Genomic DNA, 20,043 nt, shown 5'->3' with positions numbered 1-20,043 from the left:
ACAAAGCATGTCCAGAGTATCAAGATGCATTGATAATGGACCTATGGAAGCATTTTGGGGAATGTTAAAGTCAGAAATGTACTATCTTAAAAAGTTTAACACATATACCGAGTTAGAGTCTGCTGTTATAGAATATATAAATTATTACAATAATCATAGATATCAGAAGCGATTAAAGTGCATGAGTCCACTAGAATACAGATGTTATCTTTTAGATTTAGTCGCATAGAATAAAATTACGCCAATCATAATTTAATGATTGGCGCACAAAGTTTTTTATTATTTCCACTGTCTACTTGACAGGGGCATGTTCATTTTTTATGTTCATAGAAGGTTTTCTTACTTTGCAGTTTCAGGTTTTGCAAATAAAAAGCTTATATATCTAACTAGTACATAAAGAACAATAGCCACACCTAAGAATTCCTCAAATTTTACAATATACTTTAATATAGATATTGGTTTTCCTAAATTAGTTAAAAATCCATTAGTAAGTTTAATTGAAATTCCACTGATAACCAATGGGAATGTAAATGCTGAGTAAGATGGATAAAACTTTAAACTAAGTAGTTTAGGAAGTTGTAGCAATACAAATAAATATGATAATTGAGATAAAGCCAGTAAGAACCAAACTATAAAAATGTTTTTATCTTGAAATGAATTCATATATCCAGCTAAACAAAGAGCAACGGGTGCTGTAAATATTGCCATAGTTGGTAACGCTGGTTCTGGTATCTCTTTAACTTTAACAACTCTTTTAAGTACTGCTGGTAGTAGTAGAAAGTAGGATATAAGTCCAAACCAAAATAAGATTTTTCCTATACTTTCCATGCCAAAGGCTGGGGCAGTAACAGAACCTACTACTATACCTACATAAACAATAAACCAAGAAGGAAAAACTTTTTTGATATTAAAGTTTACTAAATAATTTTTTGAGAAAATAATTATTAGAACTGCGTGAAGAACTAAACCTACAATCCACACAGCAAATCCTATAGTTGGTACAATAGGTTTAATATATGTGGATAAAAGCATAATTCCCATAGAAAGAGTAGGAAAAACACTTGCAACCACTGGGTTTTCTAGGGCTTCAGATACTCCTTTTGGAAACATAATAATCTTAGCCAATATAAGAAGCAAAATGATTGCGGATAAAGCGCCAAAAATATTTCTATAAATTTCACCATAAGATAATACTAAGTTTCCTGTTGCTGCTAAAGCTAACATTAGTCCCACAATAGGTACGGGTAGTTTTTTAATGATTTCCTTCATTTAGACATCTCCTTTTCTCTGAATTTAAACAATATCTTCCTTCAGTAGACTATCATAAAACTATATTCAAATCCAATAGAAAATATCTATAGAAAAAAATATACTATAAGTAAATTTATATTAAAGACTTAGATATATTGATTTCTAGGACTGTTATTAAGTTGCCAATTATTACATTGATTATTAAATTATCGTCAATAAAATAGGCTGAATAACATATCTTTTATTTACCAAATCATTGTTGTATCCAAATTGTAACGTTTTCTAGTATATTTATAATTGTAATTATTCTTTATATGTAGTATTATTTAATGTATAACTTAAAATACTTGAGGTGTGATGATGAAGAAAAAATTTATATTATCATTTATAATATCTTTTGCATGCTTTGCATTGGTATTTGGTTTCTTTGGTGAAAAGATATTCTCTAAAAATAATACAACTGTGGCAACAGGGGAAGAAGACAACACAGAGAATAATACTGATGAAGATGTAATCGAACCCAAGAATGAAGAAGAGATACTATTTTTATTAATGGGTGTAGATGCAAAGGATGTTAAAAAGTCCAAGGGGACCCGTACTGACACCATGATGCTTTTTAAGGTTAATTTAGAAACAGGTGGAATAAACTTACTATCCATACCTAGAGACACTAGAGTAAAAGTAAGGAATACAGAAGATAAAATTAACCATGCTCATGCTTTTGGCGGACCAGAACTTACTATGCAGACAGTAAGAGATTTCCTTAATTTAGATATTGATTATTATGTAAAGGTTGACTATAAAGCGGTAATGGGAATTGTAGACGCCATAGGCGGAGTAGAGATAGATGTACCAAAAAATATGAAATACTCCGACCCAACTTGTGATCCGCCTTTAAATATAAATTTAAAAAAGGGCTTGCAGGTGCTAGACGGAAAGAAATCCCATGATTTCCTAAGATATAGATCAGGATATGCAGAAGGAGATATTGGAAGGATTAAGGCACAGCAAATGTTTATGAAAGAAATGATAAAGCAAACCTTAAAGCCTAAAAATATTTTAAAGTTACCAAAATTGGTTAACACTTATTTTGAATATGTAGATACAAATATCCCTTTAAATGTTATACTAAAAGGAGCAAATGCAGCAAGAAAAATAGATATGGAAAATATGAAGACAAATACAATTCCAGGATATGATAAAAAGATTTCCAAAATAGATTATTGGATATATGATAGGGAACAAACAGAAGAAATTGTTAAAGAGATGTTTGGAGACTATTTATTAGATCAATAGATAGAGGTGGAAACATGAGAAAAATAAGGAAAAAAGAGCATGTTGAGAACTATTTGAGGACAACCTATAAGGGAAATACATTGTTTGAAGATGTATTTATAGAGCATAATTCATTACCAAATCTAGATTTCAATCATATAGATACAACAACAAGTTTTTTAGGAAGAATAGTAGACTACCCTATTATTATAAATGCAATGACAGGTGGGGCAGAATTTTCTCAGGAAATTAATCAGGATTTAGCACTTATTGCTAAAGAGTATAATATTCCCATGGCAGTAGGATCACAGACCATAGCATTATGTGATGATGAGGAATGCCGAGAATCTTTCACTATAGTTAGAGAAATAATAGGTGATGAGGGGATTGTTATAGCAAATCTTAATGCTCAATCATCTATAGATGAAGTAAACAAGGCCTTAGAGATGGTAAAGGCAGATGCAATACAATTACACCTAAATCCAGCCCAAGAAATAGTCATGTTAGAAGGAGATAGGGATTTTAAGGGTATATTGGAAAATATTGAAACAATAGTGAAAACCATAGACAAACCTGTTATAGTAAAAGAAGTTGGATTTGGCATATCAAAGGAAGCTGCATCTAAATTATATAATATAGGTGTTAGAAATGTTGATATATCAGGTTTTGGTGGAACTAATTTTATTGAAATTGAAAATATTAGATATAATAGTATAGATTTTTCAGAACTTTACTCATGGGGCATACCCACAGCACTATCTTTAATTAAATGTAGAGAATTGCCAGAGGACTTAAATATAATTTCTAGCGGTGGCATAAGAAATAGTATGGATATTGTAAAATCTCTGATTCTTGGTGGGCAAATGGTGGGAATATCTGGTGAAATTTTATCTTATCTTCTACATGGAGGATATGAAAATGCTAAGGATTATATGGAAGCAACTACACATAAAATGAAAATAATAATGCTTTTATTAGGCAAGAAAAATATTCAGGAGTTAAAAACTACAGAATATAAGATACTTGGAAATTTAAAAGATTTACTAAACGGTAAATAATAATAAAAAAGGAATTTGGATTAATCCAAATTCCTTTTTTATTATTGGTGAACTGTTACTAGTTAAAATCCTCCTGCACCTCCACCACCAGCACCTCCACCTCCACCACCAGAGAAGCCGCCTCCACTGCCAATAGAACTTGAATTAGTAGTTGAAGAACCAGGATAAAAGGAAGAATTAAATCTATCTTCAAACATGGAACCTCCATATTTATTAGTTAAGAAATATAAATATGCCCAATGACTGGGATTGTAAGATTCTTGGAAGTTATCTCTGAAATTATCTATGGTTTTCATAGGTAATCCTAAAGCTAAGGCATATATCAATATCCTATCAGTTGATATATTGGTATCATAGTCTTTAAGTATATCTCTATTTTTAGATAAATCTCTTTTTATATCTTTCCATATTAAATATTGAATATATCCCTTATCAGATTTTCTAAAAAGAAGAACTATAGAATAGAAAAATATAGGTACTGATAGTAAAAGAGGAATAATACCGTAAAGAGAATCAAAAGTCAGAGAAAGCAATCCTAAAATAAGAGAAACTACACCAAGAAAAAGTACGAACCATCCCCATTTATGCCCTCTATCATCATAATAGCCCTGTGACTTTACATCAGCTCTTACTTCATTTTGCCAAGCTAAAAGCTCTTTATTAAATTTAGTATAACTAGACTTTCTATAATCTTCTATATCTTTTGTGGATACTTTTTGTCCATTTCCAATATGATTAAACAGCCAATTGAAGATATATTTTTCATGAGAAGTTAAATCAAAATCAGAGTTTTTAGTTTTTCTAAATAAAAAATCTTTTTTCTTTTTTTTGGAACTCTTTTGAGACGTTTCTATTTCTTCAACGGTTAAAAATCCTTTTCTTGCTAAATCAAAGATTGTTGTCATTAAGGATCTAGAGTCTATAATGTTCTGGAAAAATAATCGCAATTCAGCAGGGGTAATGTCATTGAGTGAAAAGTAAGAAGAATTACTATCTATATTTCTTCTAAACTTATTAAATACAAACCCTATAATAGCAACTTCTAATGCTGTAAATATAAGGGATATATTGCCAAAAAGAGTTTTATTTTTAGCTCTTGATTCAGCTTTCTTTTCAATTGACCTAATAAGAGCTAGTTCTTCATCCATTATATTTTCAAAGCTACTATTTCCGATGTTTTCACTAGCACCTATGAAGTCAGGAGGAAACAGTATTCTTCCTTCTACAAAGGTTTCAGCAGGGACATTAAATACTTCTAATTCTATTAAATTATCTTCTAAAAAATCAATTGTTCCATGGAGAGGACCATGTGCAAATATTTTAGTCTTTTCTCTATCTATCTTGGGTAAAGTGATTTTAGCAGAGAAATACTCAATTGGAGTAGCATTTTCCTTACCTATGAATTTATAATATAACTCTCCAATGTCTTTATGTCTAATTGCCACATTTTTAACTGTGTAATTAATTCTAAAGGTTTTTTCTTCATTATTAGATGGAGAAAATATCATTAACTCCAGAGTATCCTTCTTCTTTGCAGCAGTAAATACGTTTTTATCACCTTTTTTAGCAGAGTCTACTAATGTATAAAAAATTTCATCATTATCTTCTAATTGAGATAGTTTTAAATTTTCAATTCCATCAGTATTTGTTAAGACTATGTTTCTATACACTCCATTGAATTTATCCCTAAAATCAAATGTAATATCTTCTGAAACAATTAAGTCACCATTTTCATTTAAAGTAGAAAATACTGTCCAACTTCTAATACCTAAAGTATCATCGGCAAAACTTACACTAGATATAGAAAGTATTAGTATAATAAGAATCAAAAGAGAGATTTTTTTATTTAGCAAAATTACCACCTCCAAATTTCATATATTTATTATATTATATATTATAATCATAAATACAAGCTAATATTTAGAAAGTTTTTCATATAATAATAATAGGCTTTAATAAGATTGCCTAGAAATCCTAAAAGATATATAATATATCTACAAAAGAACTAAGGGAGGAGTGACAAAATGGGTTTAAAGATTGGAATAGTAGGTGCTACTGGTGCTGTTGGACAAAAAATGATAGAAGTAATATTGGAAAGAAATATAGATGTAGATAATTTTAGATTATTCGCATCTAAAAATTCAGCTGGAAAAATAGTGAAACTTAGAGATAAAGATATGACAGTAGAACTATTAACTGAAGAGGTTATGAAAGAAAAGTATGATTATTTGTTATTTGCAGCAGGTGGAAGTATATCAGAAAAGTTTGCACCTATTGCAGCAGATGCAGGTAATATAGTAATAGATAATTCCTCACATTTTAGAATGATGGAAAATATACCTTTAGTAATACCAGAAGTGAATTCTCATGTACTAAGAGGATATAGAGGAATAATAGCAAATCCAAATTGCTCCACCACACAGATGATAGTAGCCATAGCTCCAATATATAAGAAATATGGAATAAAAAGAATTGTAGTATCTACCTATCAAGCAGTATCAGGAAGTGGTTACAAGGCTATTGAAGAACTTGAAAATCAAATTAAAGATAAAGATTATCCAAATAAAGTATATACAAGAAAAATTGCAGGAAATTGTATACCCCATATTGACGTCTTTAATGAAAATGGATTTACAAAGGAAGAGTTAAAGATGGTATATGAAACACATAAGATATTAGATGATGAGTCCATAGAAATAAATCCTACAGCTGTTAGAATTCCAGTTTTCTATGGTCATAGTGAGTCCGTATATCTAGAACTTAAAGAAGAAGTAAATATAAAGGAAATAAGAAGTTTATTGGAGAAGGCAGAAGGAATAGTATTAGAAGATGAACCTAGTGAAAATAAATATCCTACACCACTTCAAGCAGAGAATACAGATTATACTTATGTAGGAAGATTAAGAAAAGATATTTATGACCCTAAGGGGCTATCTCTTTGGGTAGTAGCAGATAATCTTAGAAAAGGGGCAGCTACCAATGCTGTTCAAATTATAGAAGCTATAGAAACTATAAAATTGGAGGGATAATTATGTTTAAAGGAGCAGGTGTTGCAATAGTTACTCCATTTAAAGATGGAAAATTTCATAAAGAAGCTTATGAAAGATTGATTGAGTTTCAAATTCAAAATAAAACTCAAGCATTGATAGTGCTAGGTACAACTGGAGAAGCTTCAACTATTAGTTATGAAGAAAGAGAAGAAATTATAAAAACAGCTGTAGAAAAAAATGCAAAGAGAATTCCAATTATAGTAGGTACTGGCTCAAATTCTACTGAAACTTCAGTAAAGTATACTAAACAAGCAGAGGAACTGGGAGCAGATGGAATATTACTTGTAACTCCATATTATAATAAATGTACAAATAAAGGTATGATAGCACATTTTACAGAAGTTGCAAAGAATACAAAATTACCAGTTATATTATATAATGTTCCTGGAAGAACAGCAGTAAATATACCACCAGATGTAATTGTAACTATGTCCAAGGTAGAAAATGTAATAGGAGTTAAGGAAGCCAGTGGAAATATATCACAAGTACTAGAAATAAAAAGATTGGTATCAGAAGATTTCATGATCTATTCAGGTAATGATGACCAAGTAATACCTGTATATGCTTGTGGTGGTCATGGAGTGATTTCTGTAGCATCAAATATAATTCCTAAAGAAATGCAGGAAATGTGTGAAGCTTTTATGGAAGGAAATGTTGCTGAAGCTTTAAAAATTCAATTAGAATATAAGAAATTGATAGATTTATTATTCTCAGAAGTAAACCCAATACCAGTTAAGGCAGCTCTATCAGAAATGAGATATATTGAGGATCAATTGAGATTACCTCTTACATCTATGGAGGAGGGCAATAAAATAAAATTAATCCAAGAGATGAAAAGACTAAATCTAGTTTAGGAGGAAAATATGGATTTATTAATCAATGGAATAGAGGGGAAAATGGGAAGTACTATTAAGGAGTTGGCAATGGAGGACTCCTATTGGAATAATATATATGGCATATGCAGAAAAGTTCCAGTAATAGGGGATAATATTAACTTTGATATATTATTAGACTTTACCCATGAGTCCACTTTAGATAAGGTACTGAGTATTGGTTTAGATAGAAATATCCCTGTTGTAATAGGTACTACAGGATATAATGAAGAACAATTAAAAAAGATACAAGTAACTTCCACAATGATTCCTATTCTTTATGCTACTAATATGTCTATGGGTATGAATTTATTATTTAGTCTAGTAGAACAGACGGCTAGGATATTAGGTCAAAAAACTGATGTTGAAGTAATAGAGGCTCATCATAATAGAAAGAAGGATGCCCCTTCAGGCAGTGCAGTTACAATAGTAGAATCCATAGAAAGAGGATTGGGAGAACAGAGAAATCATCAACATGGAAGAGTTGGAGAATGTCCCAGAGAAAAAGGGGAAATAGGAATCCATTCTCTAAGGGCAGGAAATATAGTAGGATTTCATGAGGCTAGTTTCATTGGAGAATTAGAAGCCATAAAAATTAGCCATGAGGCTTATGATAGAAAGGTATTTGCCAGTGGAGCATTGGAGGCAGCAAAGTTTCTTATAGGTAAAGAACCGGGATTATATACTATGAGAGATGTACTAAATTTATAAATAATGAAAAGTGAGTGATGAATAGTGAATAGTTTTAAGTGAAAATTTATGGTCTTTTAACTATTCACTATTATCTATTAATTATTCACTATATTTTAGGTGGTGATATATTGAAACAAAAAATTTTAAATATGCTAAAGAATGGTAAGGATTTTATTTCAGGTGAAGAAATATCTAAGGAGTTTCATATGACCCGTGCAGCCATATGGAAATATATCAATGCTTTAAAAGAAGATGGATATAATATAGAATCTGTACCTAGTAAAGGATATAAAATAATATCCTTGCCAGATATTTTGACATTGGAAGAAGTTGAACCCTATTTAGATACAAGCTTTATAGGCAGAAATATAAAATACTTTGATACCATAGATTCTACTAATAAAAAGGCTAAGGAAATAGCATTTGACGAAAATGAGGGAACAGTTGTAATTTCAGAAGAGCAAACAGAAGGAAAAGGAAGATTGGGCAGACATTGGGTATCTCCAAAAGGAAAAGGTATATGGATGAGTATAATCCTAAAACCTAAGGTGGACCCAATTAAGGTATCAAAAATAACTTTGTTAGGGGCAGCAGCTGTACATAAGGCATTGAAAAATATGAATATAGAATCTCAAATAAAATGGCCCAACGATATACTAATAGATGGCAAAAAGATTTGTGGAATACTTACTGAAATGAACTGCGAGTTAAATATGATTAATTATGTAGTAATGGGTATCGGGATAAATGTTAACTTTAACCAAGAAGATATACCTGTGGATTTGAAGGATAAAGCAATGTCAATTAAAATAAGTAAAGATATAGAAATAAATAGAAAAGAATTATTAGGAAATATTATAAATGAATTTGAAAAACTATATATTGATTTTAGAGATAAAAAGACTATTTCTAAGGCAATAAAAGTATGTAGAGAAAGCTCTGCACTAATTGGTAAAGAAGTGAGAATAATTAAAGGGGAAGAAGAAACACTAGGTAAGGTCTTAGACATCAATGAAGAGGGAGAATTAGTAGTAGAATTTCAAGATGGGACAGTTGATAATATCTATTCAGGAGAAGTTTCTGTTAGAGGTTTAAATGGATATATTTAACAACCTTTTTTGATAGAATCAAAAAAGGTTGTATTGTTTTCAAACTTGTGTTACAATTTGAATAATTACAAAATTGTAGCGAGGTGTTGTTGTGAAAAAGAAAAATGATGCACTTATTTTAGGAGCGGCATTATTCTCCATGTTTTTTGGAGCAGGAAATTTAATATTTCCACCATTTTTAGGACTTTTAGCGGGACAAAAATGGAATTGGTCTATGTTTGGATTTTTTATTACAGGAATTGGGTTACCACTTTTAGGAATAATTGCTTCAGCTAAAGCTGGAGGAGATGTGGACAAACTAGGTAGAAGAGTTTCTCCGTTGTTTAGTAAATTTTTAGGCATAACAGTGGTTTTAGCCATAGGTCCATTATTAGCAATTCCAAGAACAGGAGCAACTGCTTTTGAAATAGGGGTTTTACCATTGATGCCCAATGGCAATCCTGTTATATTTTCCATAATATATTTTGGTATAACTTTATTATTGGTTATAAAGCCAAATGACGTAATAGATAAAATAGGAAAAGTATTAACACCTGCATTACTGATTCTATTGATTTTAATCATAGTTAAGGGAATATTTGATCCTATGGGTATGCCTGTGCCAGAAGACTTTGCAAGACCTTTTTCTGAAGGGTTTATTAGTGGGTATCAAACCATGGATGCCTTAGCTTCCATATTATTTGGTGGAATTATAACTACATCACTTATTCAAAGTGGCTATAATGATGAAAAGGAACAAATGAAGATGACTAAAAAGGCTGGTTTAATAGCAGTATCAGCTCTTACTTTAGTTTATGGTGGACTAGGATATTTAGGAGCAACAGGAGGTTCATTATTTTCAAAGGATATAGAAAAGGTAGATCTAATAGTAAACATAGCAAATAACTCCTTAGAGAGCTTTGGAAAAATAGGTTTAGGAATAGTTGTATCCTTAGCATGTTTAACTACTACAATAGGACTTACTGCTACAGTTGGACAATATTTTAATAAAATAAGTAATGGTAAATTAAAATATGAAACCTTAGTAATAGGAACAACTATATTTAGTGCTTTTATGTCCATAAGGGGAGTAGAATCAATAATAGTATTTGCAGAACCAATACTTGTGTTTATGTATCCAGTTGTAATTGTAATGATATTACTTACTATGATTCTAGGAAAAGAACCTAATAAAAATATTTACAAACACGCAGTATATGCAACACTAATAGTCAGTACTTTAGAATTATTAAATAGATTTGAAATATGGAAGATTACAAATATAGTAGAACGTTTACCTTTAGCTTCATGGGGCTTAGCATGGTTACTTCCTGCAATAATAGGAGCTGTTATAGGAACCTTTTTACCAAACAAACCAGATATTCAAGTAAATTAAAAATCAGGGTTATCTTAATTCAAAGATAACCCTGATTTTTTAAGTATTGGTAAAATTTTTGCAGTAGCTACTGAAGCTATAATAAACTTAAAAAGGTCTCCAGGAAGAAAAAGAATACAACCCATATTAAGAATTGTACCAAAGGATAAACCCTTTCCCATTACTATATTTAATATATAGTACATATAAGGTAACCCAATTAAATATGCCACTATAGTTCCTACAAAAGATCCAATCCAAATATTGATTTTTGAAGAAGATTTTCCACAATGAGAAATCAATCCTGCAATATAGGACACAAATATAAAAGAAATAATAAATCCAAAACTAGGTGCCATTATAGATTGAAGCCCACCAGTAAATCCTGCAAATATAGGTGCACCTGCTAGTCCCAAAAGTACATATACTATTTGTGATAAAGGACCTAGTTTGGGACCTAATATAAGCCCAGATAAAATCACAAATAAGGTTTGCATTGTAATAGGTACTTCACCAAAAGGGATACTAACCATAGCTCCCACAGCAGTAAGTCCTGCAAACATAGCAACTAAAGACATTTCTCTTACGGATATTTTCATTTTACCCCTCCATTGTCAACTAAAATATGATTATATGTTTACAATAAGATAATATATTAATTTGTAAATATTGTCAACTGAAATATAATTTTAAGTTTACAAGTTGAAATTTAATACTTTAAAATATTGACAGATAAAAAATATAAGTATATACTGTACATATAGGAAATATACAGTATATACAAACATAACAGTTTGTTCTAAGGAGGGACATTATGAGAATAATAGTATCTAATTCATCTAGTGAGCCTATATATGAGCAGATAGCCAGTCAAATCAAGGGAATGATAATAAAAGGAGAATTAGAAGAAGGGGACGCACTACCTTCCATTCGTGGACTGGCAAAGGACCTTCAAATATCTGTTATTACAACTAAGAGGGCATATGAAGAATTAGAAAAAGAAGGATTTATAGAAACTATGCAGGGAAAAGGCTCCTTTGTGGCTATGCAGAACAAGGAATTAATGAAAGAGAAAAAACTAAAGGTTATAGAAGAAAAATTAACAGAAGTAGTAGCAGAATCCAGACTACTAGGACTTGAATACAAAGAAGTAAAAGAAATGCTGAAGATTTTATTTGAGGAGGAGTAAATATGTTAGAGATAAAGAATGTATCCAAAAATTTTGAGAAATTTAAGCTTAATGATATATCCTTCAACCTAGAATCTGGATATATAATGGGGTTTATTGGACCAAATGGAGCAGGTAAAAGCACTACTATAAAGCTTATAATGAACTTACTAAAAAAGGATTCTGGAGAAATAAAGATATTTGGAAAAGACCATATAGACTTTGAAAGAGAAGTAAAAAATAGAATAGGCTTTGTATATGATGAATCCTATTTTTATGAAGATTTGACTATTAATCAAATGAAGAATATAATAGCACCCTTTTATAAAAATTGGGACGAAAAAATGTTTAGTAAATATATAAAAGATTTTAATCTAGATTATACACAAAAAATAAAGAAATTATCTAAAGGTATGAAGATGAAATTTTCTTTAGCAACAGCATTATCTCACAATGCAGATTTGATAATTATGGATGAGCCAACATCTGGTCTTGATCCGATTTTTAGAAGAGAAATACTAGATATACTATATAGTGTTATCCAAGATGAAAATAAATCTATATTCTTTTCAACTCATATAACTACAGATTTAGAAAAAGTAGCAGATTATATTACCTTTATAAATAATGGAGAAATAGTTTTTTCTAAATCTAAAGATGAAGTTTTAGAATCCTATGGAGTAGTAAAAGGTGGGAAAGATTTATTAGATGGAGATACAAGAAAAGAATTTATAGGAATTCGAGAGACTAATGTTGGATTTGAAGGATTAGCAGAAAACCCACAAAGATTGAAAAAGATATTTGGCAGTGAGATATTGATTGAAAGACCAACACTTGAAGATATTATGATTTATAGTGTAAGGAGGTAGAAAGATGTTAAATTTAATCAAAAAAGACTTCTTGTTAGCCTTTTCTAGTAAATCAACTTTGATATTTATAATATTATATGTACCATTCATTCTATTTACAATAGGTACGGATAATAAATTCATAGGTAGTCTAATGATATATACATTTGTATATATGCTGACAACTATATCTTTTGGTTATGATGCACAAGTAAAAACCCATATATTATTGCAATCCTTACCAATTAGAAAAAGAGATATAGTTATTAGCAAATATTTATCTATATTTATAAATTATACAATAGGATTTGTTATTACTGGGAGTTATTTGTGGATAATTAAACTCTTAGGATTTATAGATGTGGATACTTTCAATCTTTCTCTTGTGGAATCTACCTTACCTATAATATTACTGTCATTATCCATATCATTACCTTCACTTTTTAGATTGCCACCTAAAATAGCCAATATTATAAATATGTTTATATATATAGGTATTATGAATTTTGTTATTATACCATTCAGTCAATATGGTAATTTATTAAATGGATTAGGATTACCAATTATAGCGGTTATAGTATATTTTTTATCCATGGGAATATCTTTATGGCTATATGAAACAAGGGACTTTGTGTAGGAGGGATAGCAATGAAACAACTGGTAATAAAGGATATGCGATTATTAAAAATTATAAATCTAGTTATACTTTGCGGGGGAATATTATTTGGATATATTGGGGTGAGCATAGACCATATATATAAATCTAAGCTTGTATATGGATTTGCCATGTTTATAATGGTATATATAGTTTCAATGTTTTCCACTCAATATGATGTAAAAGGAAAAACAGATATGATGTTAAATTCATTTCCAGTGGATAGATATGATATTGTAAAATCAAAATATATATCTATGGGACTATATATTTTATTTATAACTGGCGTCGTCTTTTTATCTTCTAATATATCTAGAATTATATTTAGCACCACAATATCAGGAAATCCTGCAACCATATGGGATGTATCATTTATAATTGGATTATCCTTAGTATTTTTCTCTATATACTTACCATTTCACTATTACAATGTAGGAAAAGCCCAAGCATTTAATCAAATTTTTTATATTATACTTATTATATTACCAAATGTAATAAGTAAATTTAGTAAAAAGATTGAAAATACAGAGATATTTCAAGGTATAATAAATATGGATTGGAAAATAGTGATTCTTATGTTTGTAAGTATTGGAGCAATAATGTATTTAATATCCTTACAAATTTCAAAAAATATATATAAAGGAAAAGAATTTTAAAATATATTAAAAGCCTACAATAATCACTGTAGGTTTTTAATATATTTTTATATTGATATGAAAAAACAAACAAAAATAGACAAAAAAGTACTACGGATATTGATTTATCTGTATAATGAAGATATACTGAAAAATAAACATATATCCAATGAAAGAAAAAACATGAAAAATTATTTTCGATAAAATATGACAAAAAATATCGAATATTGTAAAAATAAATATATTGACTATGTAATTCATAATATGGTTTAATAAGGTAATATATAATAATCATATTGTGGATTTAATAAATATTTTACCACCAATATAACTGGGATAATTCTGAAATATATAATTAAATATTAGATAGGAGTGATATGCTTGGACACAATGAAGATAGGGTCCAATAATCATAGAAATACCTTGGAAAGAATCATAGAGAAATTAGATATAGGGGAATCAGAAATGGTTTTAAAAGATAAGACTGATAACTTGCTAAGATCTATAGGAACTGAGGAAGTTCCTCTAAAAATAGATGATGCACAATTAATATGCAAAGAAATAAATAAAATATTAGAGGAAAAGAATATAGATTTAATTATAGACCCAGAAGATTTATTAAATTCTAGAAGATATGAGGCAAAGGAAAAAGTAGAGGAATATATTGCAGAGTTGGACAAGCATAAAAAACAAAAGGATTATATTATTGATTCAGATGATTTAGATGATATAGAGTTTCTTTTAAATGAATACGATCTTATGGATAAAAAAATCAAGGCATATGAGATTATAGGAGGTATATATTTTAATTCTAGAAATTATGAAAAGGAATATGAATATATGTGTAAAGCTTGGGAGTTAACTACTAGATACCCTAAGCGAAAGCTAAACTATAGGATAATGATAAAACTTGCCAATAACTATATTGATAGAGGAAAATATCAAGATGCCATTACATTATATCAAAAAGCTTTGTTAAATGTTGATAATATTCCTGAAAAATATCTAATTCATTTATATTATAATTATGCTTTAGCCTACTATAGATTAAAGATGTATTCACCTTCTTTAGAAATAATTTCAGATTTACTTAGATATACTGAGAGAAAAGACTATGATTTATGGAGGATGGCATATAATCTCCAAGGTGTATGTTATTTTGAAATGGGAAACTATGAATCAGCTTTAAGTAGTTATAATAATGCACTTCAAGTTTTGACCTTTACTGGATATAGTGATATTAAATATTTGATATATGGAAATATAGCTGAAGCATATCTTAGATTAAAAGATGTAAATCGTGCTTATAAATACTTAGATGCAATTTTAAAGGATAAAGTTGAATTAGATAAAGACTCAGATAACTATTCAGTAACTTGTAGGCAACTTGCCATATGTTATGAGAGCTTAGGAAAACTAGAAGAAGCAGAAGAATATTATAAAGAATCATTAGAGTATGCAAAGAGAAATGTTCAACAAGATTATGTTTATAAGAATATTCTATCTTTAATAGAATTAAGTAAAAAAATGCAAGATAATAATATTTGTCAAATAATAGAACAGTATAATGATGATATTGTATTTGGAATGAAATCTAATAATGATTCATCATTAATTTTTAAATGTTTGAAGACATATGTAGATAATAAAGAGTATGATAGGTTTGAAAAGCTAATTGATAATATAATAAAATATCAAGGAGGAGAAAGTAAATGAAGAGAAGAAAATTAATATGTGCAGTTACGTTGATGGTTTTACTGTTGAATATGTCCATGATGGTATTTGCAGCAGGTGATGCAGGTTCAACTAGACCAGACAGTATCCCCTTGCCAATAGAAAATGAAGAAAACCAAGCGCCTATAGTCAGCTATTGTGCAGGCGACGCAGGTACAACTAGACCAGACTAGTAATGTATATTAAAGAATGATATTTTCATTTAAATCTTATGTTTAAAAAGGATAAAGTATTTAAGTATTATCAATAGTTTAATAGAACCTAAATCATAATTAAAATAAACCTCAAGAATTTACAAGTTCTTGAGGTTTTTGTTATCTTAATTTGTTCTTACTTTTTTCTTTCTACATATAAAATCAACTAGTGTAACTAATCCTGTGATCAATACTCTTAGATAATAATCAATAAATCTCCAAAGGAGCAATGCAAAGGATAAAATCTTCTTAGGGAATATTACTTTAAATAACATATAAAATCCACCTTCAGATGCTCCAGCAGTTCCCGGTGTAGGCATAAAGGATACTGCCATATAATGAAGGGATTGGATTGCTATAATATCTAGGAAATGTCCCATTTCAAATCCTAGGGCCAAATATATAAAATAGGTAATAGAAAAACTTATGGTCAATTGTATTATGGAAATGAAGATTAGATATACAGTAGTTTTCTTATCTTTCTTCATTTCCTCAACGCTTATTTTATAATCTAATAAAGTATTGTTTAATTTTTCTTCAGATTTTTCTATGTTCTTTACTATTTTAAGTTTATGAAGTATTCTAATGGATTTTCCTAAAAAAGCTTTAACAAATTTTTCATTTAGTAAAAATAAAAAAATACCTACTAAAATTACCATATTTATAAAACAGCCTATTACTATAAAGGGTAATGCCAATTGGGCTTCACTATAGAGTAGATTAAATTTTATTATAAACATAAATAATGCGTAAAAAGTCATAACAAATTGATATATTAAAAATCTATTAACAAATAGAGAAGATGCAGTACCTATAGGAACACCGTCATTTACCATTGAGTATATTTGAACAGGCTGACCACCAGTGGAAAATGGAGTAATAGCACTATAATATTGTCCAATCATACATAGTTTAAGAGATGATCCATAACTTGTATTAATATTTAGAGTTTTTTTCATTTTGTGAAGTATATAAGCTTCAAAGAACCAATATAAAACCATACATAAAAAAGCAATCAATAAAAATAAAGTATTAGTACTTTTGATTAGTTCAGAAAAATTATCGAAATCGTTATTACTGACGAAAATCCATATAGTAAGTCCAATAAGACTAAATAATATTATAAAATTCAATGTTTTTTTCATTGTATTTTCACCTTCCTTTATTACAGTAGATTTTATAGCCACTATATAGAGTATATATTATAAAAGGTAATAATAAAAGAAGAAAATAGGCGACAAAAGTCGCCATATGGAATTATATAAATAGCTGAATATCTGTTTCCAAAGCATCAATTAAATATTCTTCAGCAGTAACTATATTGATTTCTTTAAGTAATTCTGCCTCTCCAAAGCCCATTACTTCACAGGAGAGTTTACATGCTTTCATATTTACTCCTTTTTTCAATGCTCCATTTAAAAATGCAGTAAGATTTGGAGTATCGTTTTCCTCCATCATACCTACTAACATTTTCTTTCCTATACCAGCAAAATTCATTTTAGACAATGGAAGATCTTCTATATGTTTTGGAGTCATATTGGCAAACATCTTTTCAGAAGCAGTCTTTTCTTCTTCTGGTATAGAATTTGGGTCTCTAATAAGCATTAGTCCCCAAAAAGCAAAAAACATAGTAACATCAATATTGATTTCCCTAGCAGAGTTAGCTAAAATAAGGGCTGCTAGTGCCTTATCATAATCACCGCTAAACATCAATATGCTCATTTTTTTATTAGGATTTTTACTCATAAAAAAACCTCCTTTCCACTAGGATTAGTAGAAAGGAGTATTTATATACTTAATTAATGTTTTAATATAAGCTTTTCTTGTAATAATCTACATTTTTGCTGATTTCATTTAAAAGATGATAAAAGAGATAAATTTCATTATAATCATTATATAATCCAAAACTTATTCTCACTAATCCAGGATCAGGTAAATACTCATCGTTCCTATATCGAAGCATTGCTTCCTTAGATATTTTAAGGAGTTTTTGGACATATGGCTGGGCACAGAAACAACCATTTCTAACGGCAATCCCACCTGCATGAGCTAAAATAAGAGCTAATTCATCGTGGTATAATCCTTCCATATTAAATGATATAATAGATACTTTTTCATCTATATTTTTGTCATCATATAAAACAATTCCAGGAATATCTTGAATTAAATCTAAGGCATATTTAGTTAAACTCCTTTCATATTCTTCGATTTTTCTCATACCTAAGTTTTCTAATGTCTTTATACTTGTGGAAAGTGCAACTACACCCATTACATTTGGAGTTCCCGCCTCTTCTTTCATAGGTGGGTCTAGCCATACTACATCTTCTATAGAAACATATTTTACTGTTCCGCCACCTAATTGTTCAGAGAATCCATCTTTAAAAGTTTCCTTTGGTGCTACTAATGCACCTATGCCAAAGGGAGCATACATTTTATGGGCAGAAAAGACAACAAAATCAATATGTTCTGGATCATTTATATCCCCCATACTAAAGGGACTATGAGGAATAAGTTGGGCAGCATCTACTAAGATTTTAGCTCCATACTTATGACAAATCTTTGCAATTTCGTATATGGGGTTAATATATCCTGTTACATTGGAGGCACCAGTAACAGCAACTAAGCCTACTTTTCCTCCATATAGCCTTAGTTTAAATTCCAAGTCCTCTAAACACAATCTTCCAGATTCATCTACTTCTACATAGTCTGTATTATATCTATATTTCCATGGCAGTAGATTTGAATGATGTTCCATGTATGTAGATAATACTACTTTATTCTTTAAAGTTTCTTGAAGTCTATAGGAAAGTTTGTTTATACATTCTGTAGTGTTTTTTAAAAAGACTACTGTATGATAATCTCTATTGCCACCTACAAAATCCAATACTATTTCTCTGCCCTCATCATAAATTCTTGAAGATATTATGGATTTATATCCTGTACCTCTATGAATAGAAGAGTAATTATGAGAAAAATTATTTATTTCATCTATTACTGATTTAAAAGGTGGAGTTGTAGCAGCATTATCAAAATTTATATAATTAACATAGTTTCCATTTGTAAGTCTTACAAGACTATCACTACCTACGATTAAATTTTTTTCCATAAAATCACCCTCATTATTTTTTATTAATATCATTTTATTAATAAACCAAGTTTTGGTGTATGTTTAGGGAAAGAAAGTGAAAAACATTTTAATGGAATAATTCTAATATGATATAATAAAGGGGAAAGGGGATGAGTATTTGGAAAAGAAAAAAATATTATATGCAGATATGTCTCTGCTTTTAGTAGCAATCATTTGGGGCTCAGGATTTGTTGTTACTAAAAATGCTTTAGACTATGTGACTCCATATTATTTGTTATTTTTTAGGTTTACTATTTCAACTATTATTTTATCCATAGTATTTTTTAAGAATATTAAAAATGCTTCAAAACAAGATATTAAAGCTGGAATTATAATTGGGTCATGTTTATTTGCAGCATTTGCTACTCAAACTGTTGGGCTTCAATATACTGAAGCTGGAAAACAAGCTTTTATTACAGCTACAAATGTGGTGATGGTACCATTTATTTATTGGATTATATCTAAGAAAAGGCCAGATAAGTTTGACTTAGCAGCAGCTTTTCTATGTTTAATAGGAATAGGGGTACTTAGTCTAAATAAAGATTTATCTATGGGATATGGGGATTTACTCACTCTTTTATGTGCTGTACTGTTTGCTATGCACATTTCTTCTACAGGACATTTTGCAAAGGAATCTGATCCTTATGTAATAACTATAATACAGTTTTTAACGGCAGCAATTTTATCATTTATATTTGCTTTATCATTTGAGGGAACTAATATTAAATTGGAGTCAAATACAATTTTCCCCATATTATATCTTGCCATTTTTAGTACAATGACTGCATTTTTAATGCAAACTGTTGCACAAAAATATACTAGCTCAACTCATGCAGCCATAATTTTAAGTTTAGAGGCTGTTTTTGGAAGCACATTTTCTATTATATTTTTAAAAGAACCATTGACTATAAAATTTTTTATAGGATGTATGGCAATTTTAATTTCTGTTATAACAAGTGAAACCAAATGGGAATTTTTAAGGGGCAAAAAGATAGTAGAATAAGCCACTGGAGGTATAAA

Annotated in this window: 21 protein-coding genes; 15 read left to right on the top strand and 6 right to left on the bottom strand. The window is 29.4% G+C overall.

Features of this window, described 5'->3' with window-relative positions; all coding sequences use genetic code 11:
* Nucleotides 1-229 (top strand): IS3 family transposase (locus FYJ83_RS11690; protein WP_154440758.1); only part of this gene is annotated, 229 nt, incomplete at its 5' end.
* A gap of 110 nt (nt 230-339) precedes the next feature.
* Here FYJ83_RS11690 and FYJ83_RS11685 read toward each other — a convergent pair.
* Nucleotides 340-1,269, bottom strand: coding sequence for a TDT family transporter (locus tag FYJ83_RS11685; protein ID WP_154440757.1), 930 nt, complete (start codon nt 1,267-1,269; stop codon nt 340-342).
* Nucleotides 1,270-1,611: 342 nt separating this feature from the next.
* Between FYJ83_RS11685 and FYJ83_RS11680 the strand changes: the two genes are divergently transcribed.
* Nucleotides 1,612-2,547, top strand: a complete 936-nt coding sequence (locus FYJ83_RS11680; RefSeq protein WP_154440756.1) for an LCP family protein — start codon at nt 1,612-1,614, stop codon at nt 2,545-2,547.
* Nucleotides 2,548-2,561: 14 nt separating this feature from the next.
* The gene (fni, locus tag FYJ83_RS11675) at nt 2,562-3,584 is read left to right on the top strand and encodes a type 2 isopentenyl-diphosphate Delta-isomerase (protein ID WP_154440755.1); all 1,023 of its coding nucleotides are present in this window, start codon (nt 2,562-2,564) and stop codon (nt 3,582-3,584) included.
* Nucleotides 3,585-3,646: 62 nt separating this feature from the next.
* Here the strand turns inward: fni and FYJ83_RS11670 are convergent, their stop codons facing one another.
* Nucleotides 3,647-5,437 (bottom strand): DUF2207 domain-containing protein, encoded by a 1,791-nt coding sequence (locus tag FYJ83_RS11670; protein WP_195837988.1) that lies wholly within the window; start codon nt 5,435-5,437, stop codon nt 3,647-3,649.
* A gap of 171 nt (nt 5,438-5,608) precedes the next feature.
* On the opposite strand from FYJ83_RS11670, the gene FYJ83_RS11665 reads away from it, so the two are divergent.
* The 5 genes from FYJ83_RS11665 (at nt 5,609) to brnQ (ending at nt 10,683) form a co-directional block, all read left to right on the top strand.
* A complete protein-coding gene (locus FYJ83_RS11665) occupies nt 5,609-6,613 on the top strand; it encodes an aspartate-semialdehyde dehydrogenase (protein ID WP_154440753.1) in 1,005 nt (334 codons plus the stop codon).
* A 2-nt stretch (nt 6,614-6,615) separates the two neighbouring features.
* Nucleotides 6,616-7,488 (top strand): 4-hydroxy-tetrahydrodipicolinate synthase, encoded by an 873-nt coding sequence (dapA, locus tag FYJ83_RS11660; RefSeq protein ID WP_154440752.1) that lies wholly within the window; start codon nt 6,616-6,618, stop codon nt 7,486-7,488.
* Nucleotides 7,489-7,497: 9 nt separating this feature from the next.
* On the top strand, nt 7,498-8,217 hold the full coding sequence (gene dapB / locus FYJ83_RS11655) for a 4-hydroxy-tetrahydrodipicolinate reductase (protein WP_154440751.1): 720 nt from the start codon (nt 7,498-7,500) through the stop codon (nt 8,215-8,217).
* 110 nt (nt 8,218-8,327) lie between these two features.
* Nucleotides 8,328-9,308, top strand: a complete 981-nt coding sequence (locus tag FYJ83_RS11650) for a biotin--[acetyl-CoA-carboxylase] ligase (protein ID WP_154440750.1) — start codon at nt 8,328-8,330, stop codon at nt 9,306-9,308.
* A 91-nt stretch (nt 9,309-9,399) separates the two neighbouring features.
* Nucleotides 9,400-10,683 carry a branched-chain amino acid transport system II carrier protein gene (gene brnQ / locus FYJ83_RS11645; RefSeq protein WP_326828338.1) on the top strand — a complete coding sequence of 428 codons (1,284 nt, stop codon included), beginning with the start codon at nt 9,400-9,402 and terminating at the stop codon, nt 10,681-10,683.
* Nucleotides 10,684-10,697: 14 nt separating this feature from the next.
* Here brnQ and FYJ83_RS11640 read toward each other — a convergent pair whose 3' ends face one another.
* Complete coding sequence (locus FYJ83_RS11640) at nt 10,698-11,261, bottom strand: biotin transporter BioY (protein WP_154440749.1); 564 nt, start codon at nt 11,259-11,261, stop codon at nt 10,698-10,700.
* A 215-nt stretch (nt 11,262-11,476) separates the two neighbouring features.
* Between FYJ83_RS11640 and FYJ83_RS11635 the strand changes: the two genes are divergently transcribed.
* The 6 genes from FYJ83_RS11635 to FYJ83_RS11610 all read left to right on the top strand — a co-directional run bounded on the left by FYJ83_RS11635 (nt 11,477) and on the right by FYJ83_RS11610 (nt 15,875).
* A complete protein-coding gene (locus FYJ83_RS11635) occupies nt 11,477-11,851 on the top strand; it encodes a GntR family transcriptional regulator (protein ID WP_154440748.1) in 375 nt (124 codons plus the stop codon).
* Nucleotides 11,852-11,853: 2 nt separating this feature from the next.
* Entirely contained in the window at nt 11,854-12,699 is an 846-nt protein-coding gene (locus FYJ83_RS11630) for an ABC transporter ATP-binding protein (protein WP_154440747.1), read from the top strand.
* A 4-nt stretch (nt 12,700-12,703) separates the two neighbouring features.
* Nucleotides 12,704-13,315, top strand: a complete 612-nt coding sequence (locus FYJ83_RS11625; protein ID WP_154440746.1) for an ABC-2 transporter permease — start codon at nt 12,704-12,706, stop codon at nt 13,313-13,315.
* 11 nt (nt 13,316-13,326) lie between these two features.
* Complete coding sequence (locus FYJ83_RS11620; protein WP_154440745.1) at nt 13,327-13,989, top strand: ABC-2 transporter permease; 663 nt, start codon at nt 13,327-13,329, stop codon at nt 13,987-13,989.
* A gap of 369 nt (nt 13,990-14,358) precedes the next feature.
* Complete coding sequence (locus FYJ83_RS11615; protein WP_229768574.1) at nt 14,359-15,684, top strand: tetratricopeptide repeat protein; 1,326 nt, start codon at nt 14,359-14,361, stop codon at nt 15,682-15,684.
* Nucleotides 15,681-15,875, top strand: a complete 195-nt coding sequence (locus tag FYJ83_RS11610; protein ID WP_154440743.1) for a hypothetical protein — start codon at nt 15,681-15,683, stop codon at nt 15,873-15,875. The genes FYJ83_RS11615 and FYJ83_RS11610 overlap by 4 nt, the downstream gene beginning before the upstream one ends.
* A gap of 146 nt (nt 15,876-16,021) precedes the next feature.
* Here the strand turns inward: FYJ83_RS11610 and FYJ83_RS11605 are convergent, their stop codons facing one another.
* The 3 genes from FYJ83_RS11605 to FYJ83_RS11595 form a co-directional block, all read right to left on the bottom strand.
* Complete coding sequence (locus FYJ83_RS11605) at nt 16,022-17,041, bottom strand: lysylphosphatidylglycerol synthase transmembrane domain-containing protein (protein ID WP_154440742.1); 1,020 nt, start codon at nt 17,039-17,041, stop codon at nt 16,022-16,024.
* 112 nt (nt 17,042-17,153) lie between these two features.
* The gene (locus FYJ83_RS11600) at nt 17,154-17,642 is read right to left on the bottom strand and encodes a DsrE/DsrF/DrsH-like family protein (protein WP_154440741.1); all 489 of its coding nucleotides are present in this window, start codon (nt 17,640-17,642) and stop codon (nt 17,154-17,156) included.
* Between the two features lie 61 nt (nt 17,643-17,703).
* Nucleotides 17,704-19,002, bottom strand: a complete 1,299-nt coding sequence (locus FYJ83_RS11595; RefSeq protein WP_154440740.1) for an aminotransferase class V-fold PLP-dependent enzyme — start codon at nt 19,000-19,002, stop codon at nt 17,704-17,706.
* Between the two features lie 139 nt (nt 19,003-19,141).
* On the opposite strand from FYJ83_RS11595, the gene FYJ83_RS11590 reads away from it, so the two are divergent.
* On the top strand, nt 19,142-20,026 hold the full coding sequence (locus FYJ83_RS11590; protein WP_154440739.1) for a DMT family transporter: 885 nt from the start codon (nt 19,142-19,144) through the stop codon (nt 20,024-20,026).
* Nucleotides 20,027-20,043 lie beyond the last annotated feature (17 nt).

This window comes from Tissierella pigra (assembly GCF_009695605.1).
In the GTDB taxonomy this organism is placed as follows: domain Bacteria; phylum Bacillota; class Clostridia; order Tissierellales; family Tissierellaceae; genus Tissierella; species Tissierella pigra.
This window is presented reverse-complemented; position numbering and strand designations above follow the sequence as displayed.

What these genes read in the sequence shown, in the direction of transcription:
- FYJ83_RS11685 (WP_154440757.1), bottom strand. Translation starts at nt 1,269, where the DNA reads ATGAAGGAAATCATTAAAAAACTACCCGTACCTATTGTGGGACTAATG.
- FYJ83_RS11680 (WP_154440756.1), top strand. Translation starts at nt 1,612, where the DNA reads ATGAAGAAAAAATTTATATTATCATTTATAATATCTTTTGCATGCTTT.
- fni (WP_154440755.1), top strand. Translation starts at nt 2,562, where the DNA reads ATGAGAAAAATAAGGAAAAAAGAGCATGTTGAGAACTATTTGAGGACA.
- FYJ83_RS11665 (WP_154440753.1), top strand. Translation starts at nt 5,609, where the DNA reads ATGGGTTTAAAGATTGGAATAGTAGGTGCTACTGGTGCTGTTGGACAA.
- dapA (WP_154440752.1), top strand. Translation starts at nt 6,616, where the DNA reads ATGTTTAAAGGAGCAGGTGTTGCAATAGTTACTCCATTTAAAGATGGA.
- dapB (WP_154440751.1), top strand. Translation starts at nt 7,498, where the DNA reads ATGGATTTATTAATCAATGGAATAGAGGGGAAAATGGGAAGTACTATT.
- FYJ83_RS11640 (WP_154440749.1), bottom strand. Translation starts at nt 11,261, where the DNA reads ATGAAAATATCCGTAAGAGAAATGTCTTTAGTTGCTATGTTTGCAGGA.
- FYJ83_RS11635 (WP_154440748.1), top strand. Translation starts at nt 11,477, where the DNA reads ATGAGAATAATAGTATCTAATTCATCTAGTGAGCCTATATATGAGCAG.
- FYJ83_RS11630 (WP_154440747.1), top strand. Translation starts at nt 11,854, where the DNA reads ATGTTAGAGATAAAGAATGTATCCAAAAATTTTGAGAAATTTAAGCTT.
- FYJ83_RS11625 (WP_154440746.1), top strand. Translation starts at nt 12,704, where the DNA reads ATGTTAAATTTAATCAAAAAAGACTTCTTGTTAGCCTTTTCTAGTAAA.
- FYJ83_RS11620 (WP_154440745.1), top strand. Translation starts at nt 13,327, where the DNA reads ATGAAACAACTGGTAATAAAGGATATGCGATTATTAAAAATTATAAAT.
- FYJ83_RS11615 (WP_229768574.1), top strand. Translation starts at nt 14,359, where the DNA reads ATGAAGATAGGGTCCAATAATCATAGAAATACCTTGGAAAGAATCATA.
- FYJ83_RS11610 (WP_154440743.1), top strand. Translation starts at nt 15,681, where the DNA reads ATGAAGAGAAGAAAATTAATATGTGCAGTTACGTTGATGGTTTTACTG.
- FYJ83_RS11605 (WP_154440742.1), bottom strand. Translation starts at nt 17,041, where the DNA reads ATGAAAAAAACATTGAATTTTATAATATTATTTAGTCTTATTGGACTT.
- FYJ83_RS11600 (WP_154440741.1), bottom strand. Translation starts at nt 17,642, where the DNA reads ATGAGTAAAAATCCTAATAAAAAAATGAGCATATTGATGTTTAGCGGT.
- FYJ83_RS11595 (WP_154440740.1), bottom strand. Translation starts at nt 19,002, where the DNA reads ATGGAAAAAAATTTAATCGTAGGTAGTGATAGTCTTGTAAGACTTACA.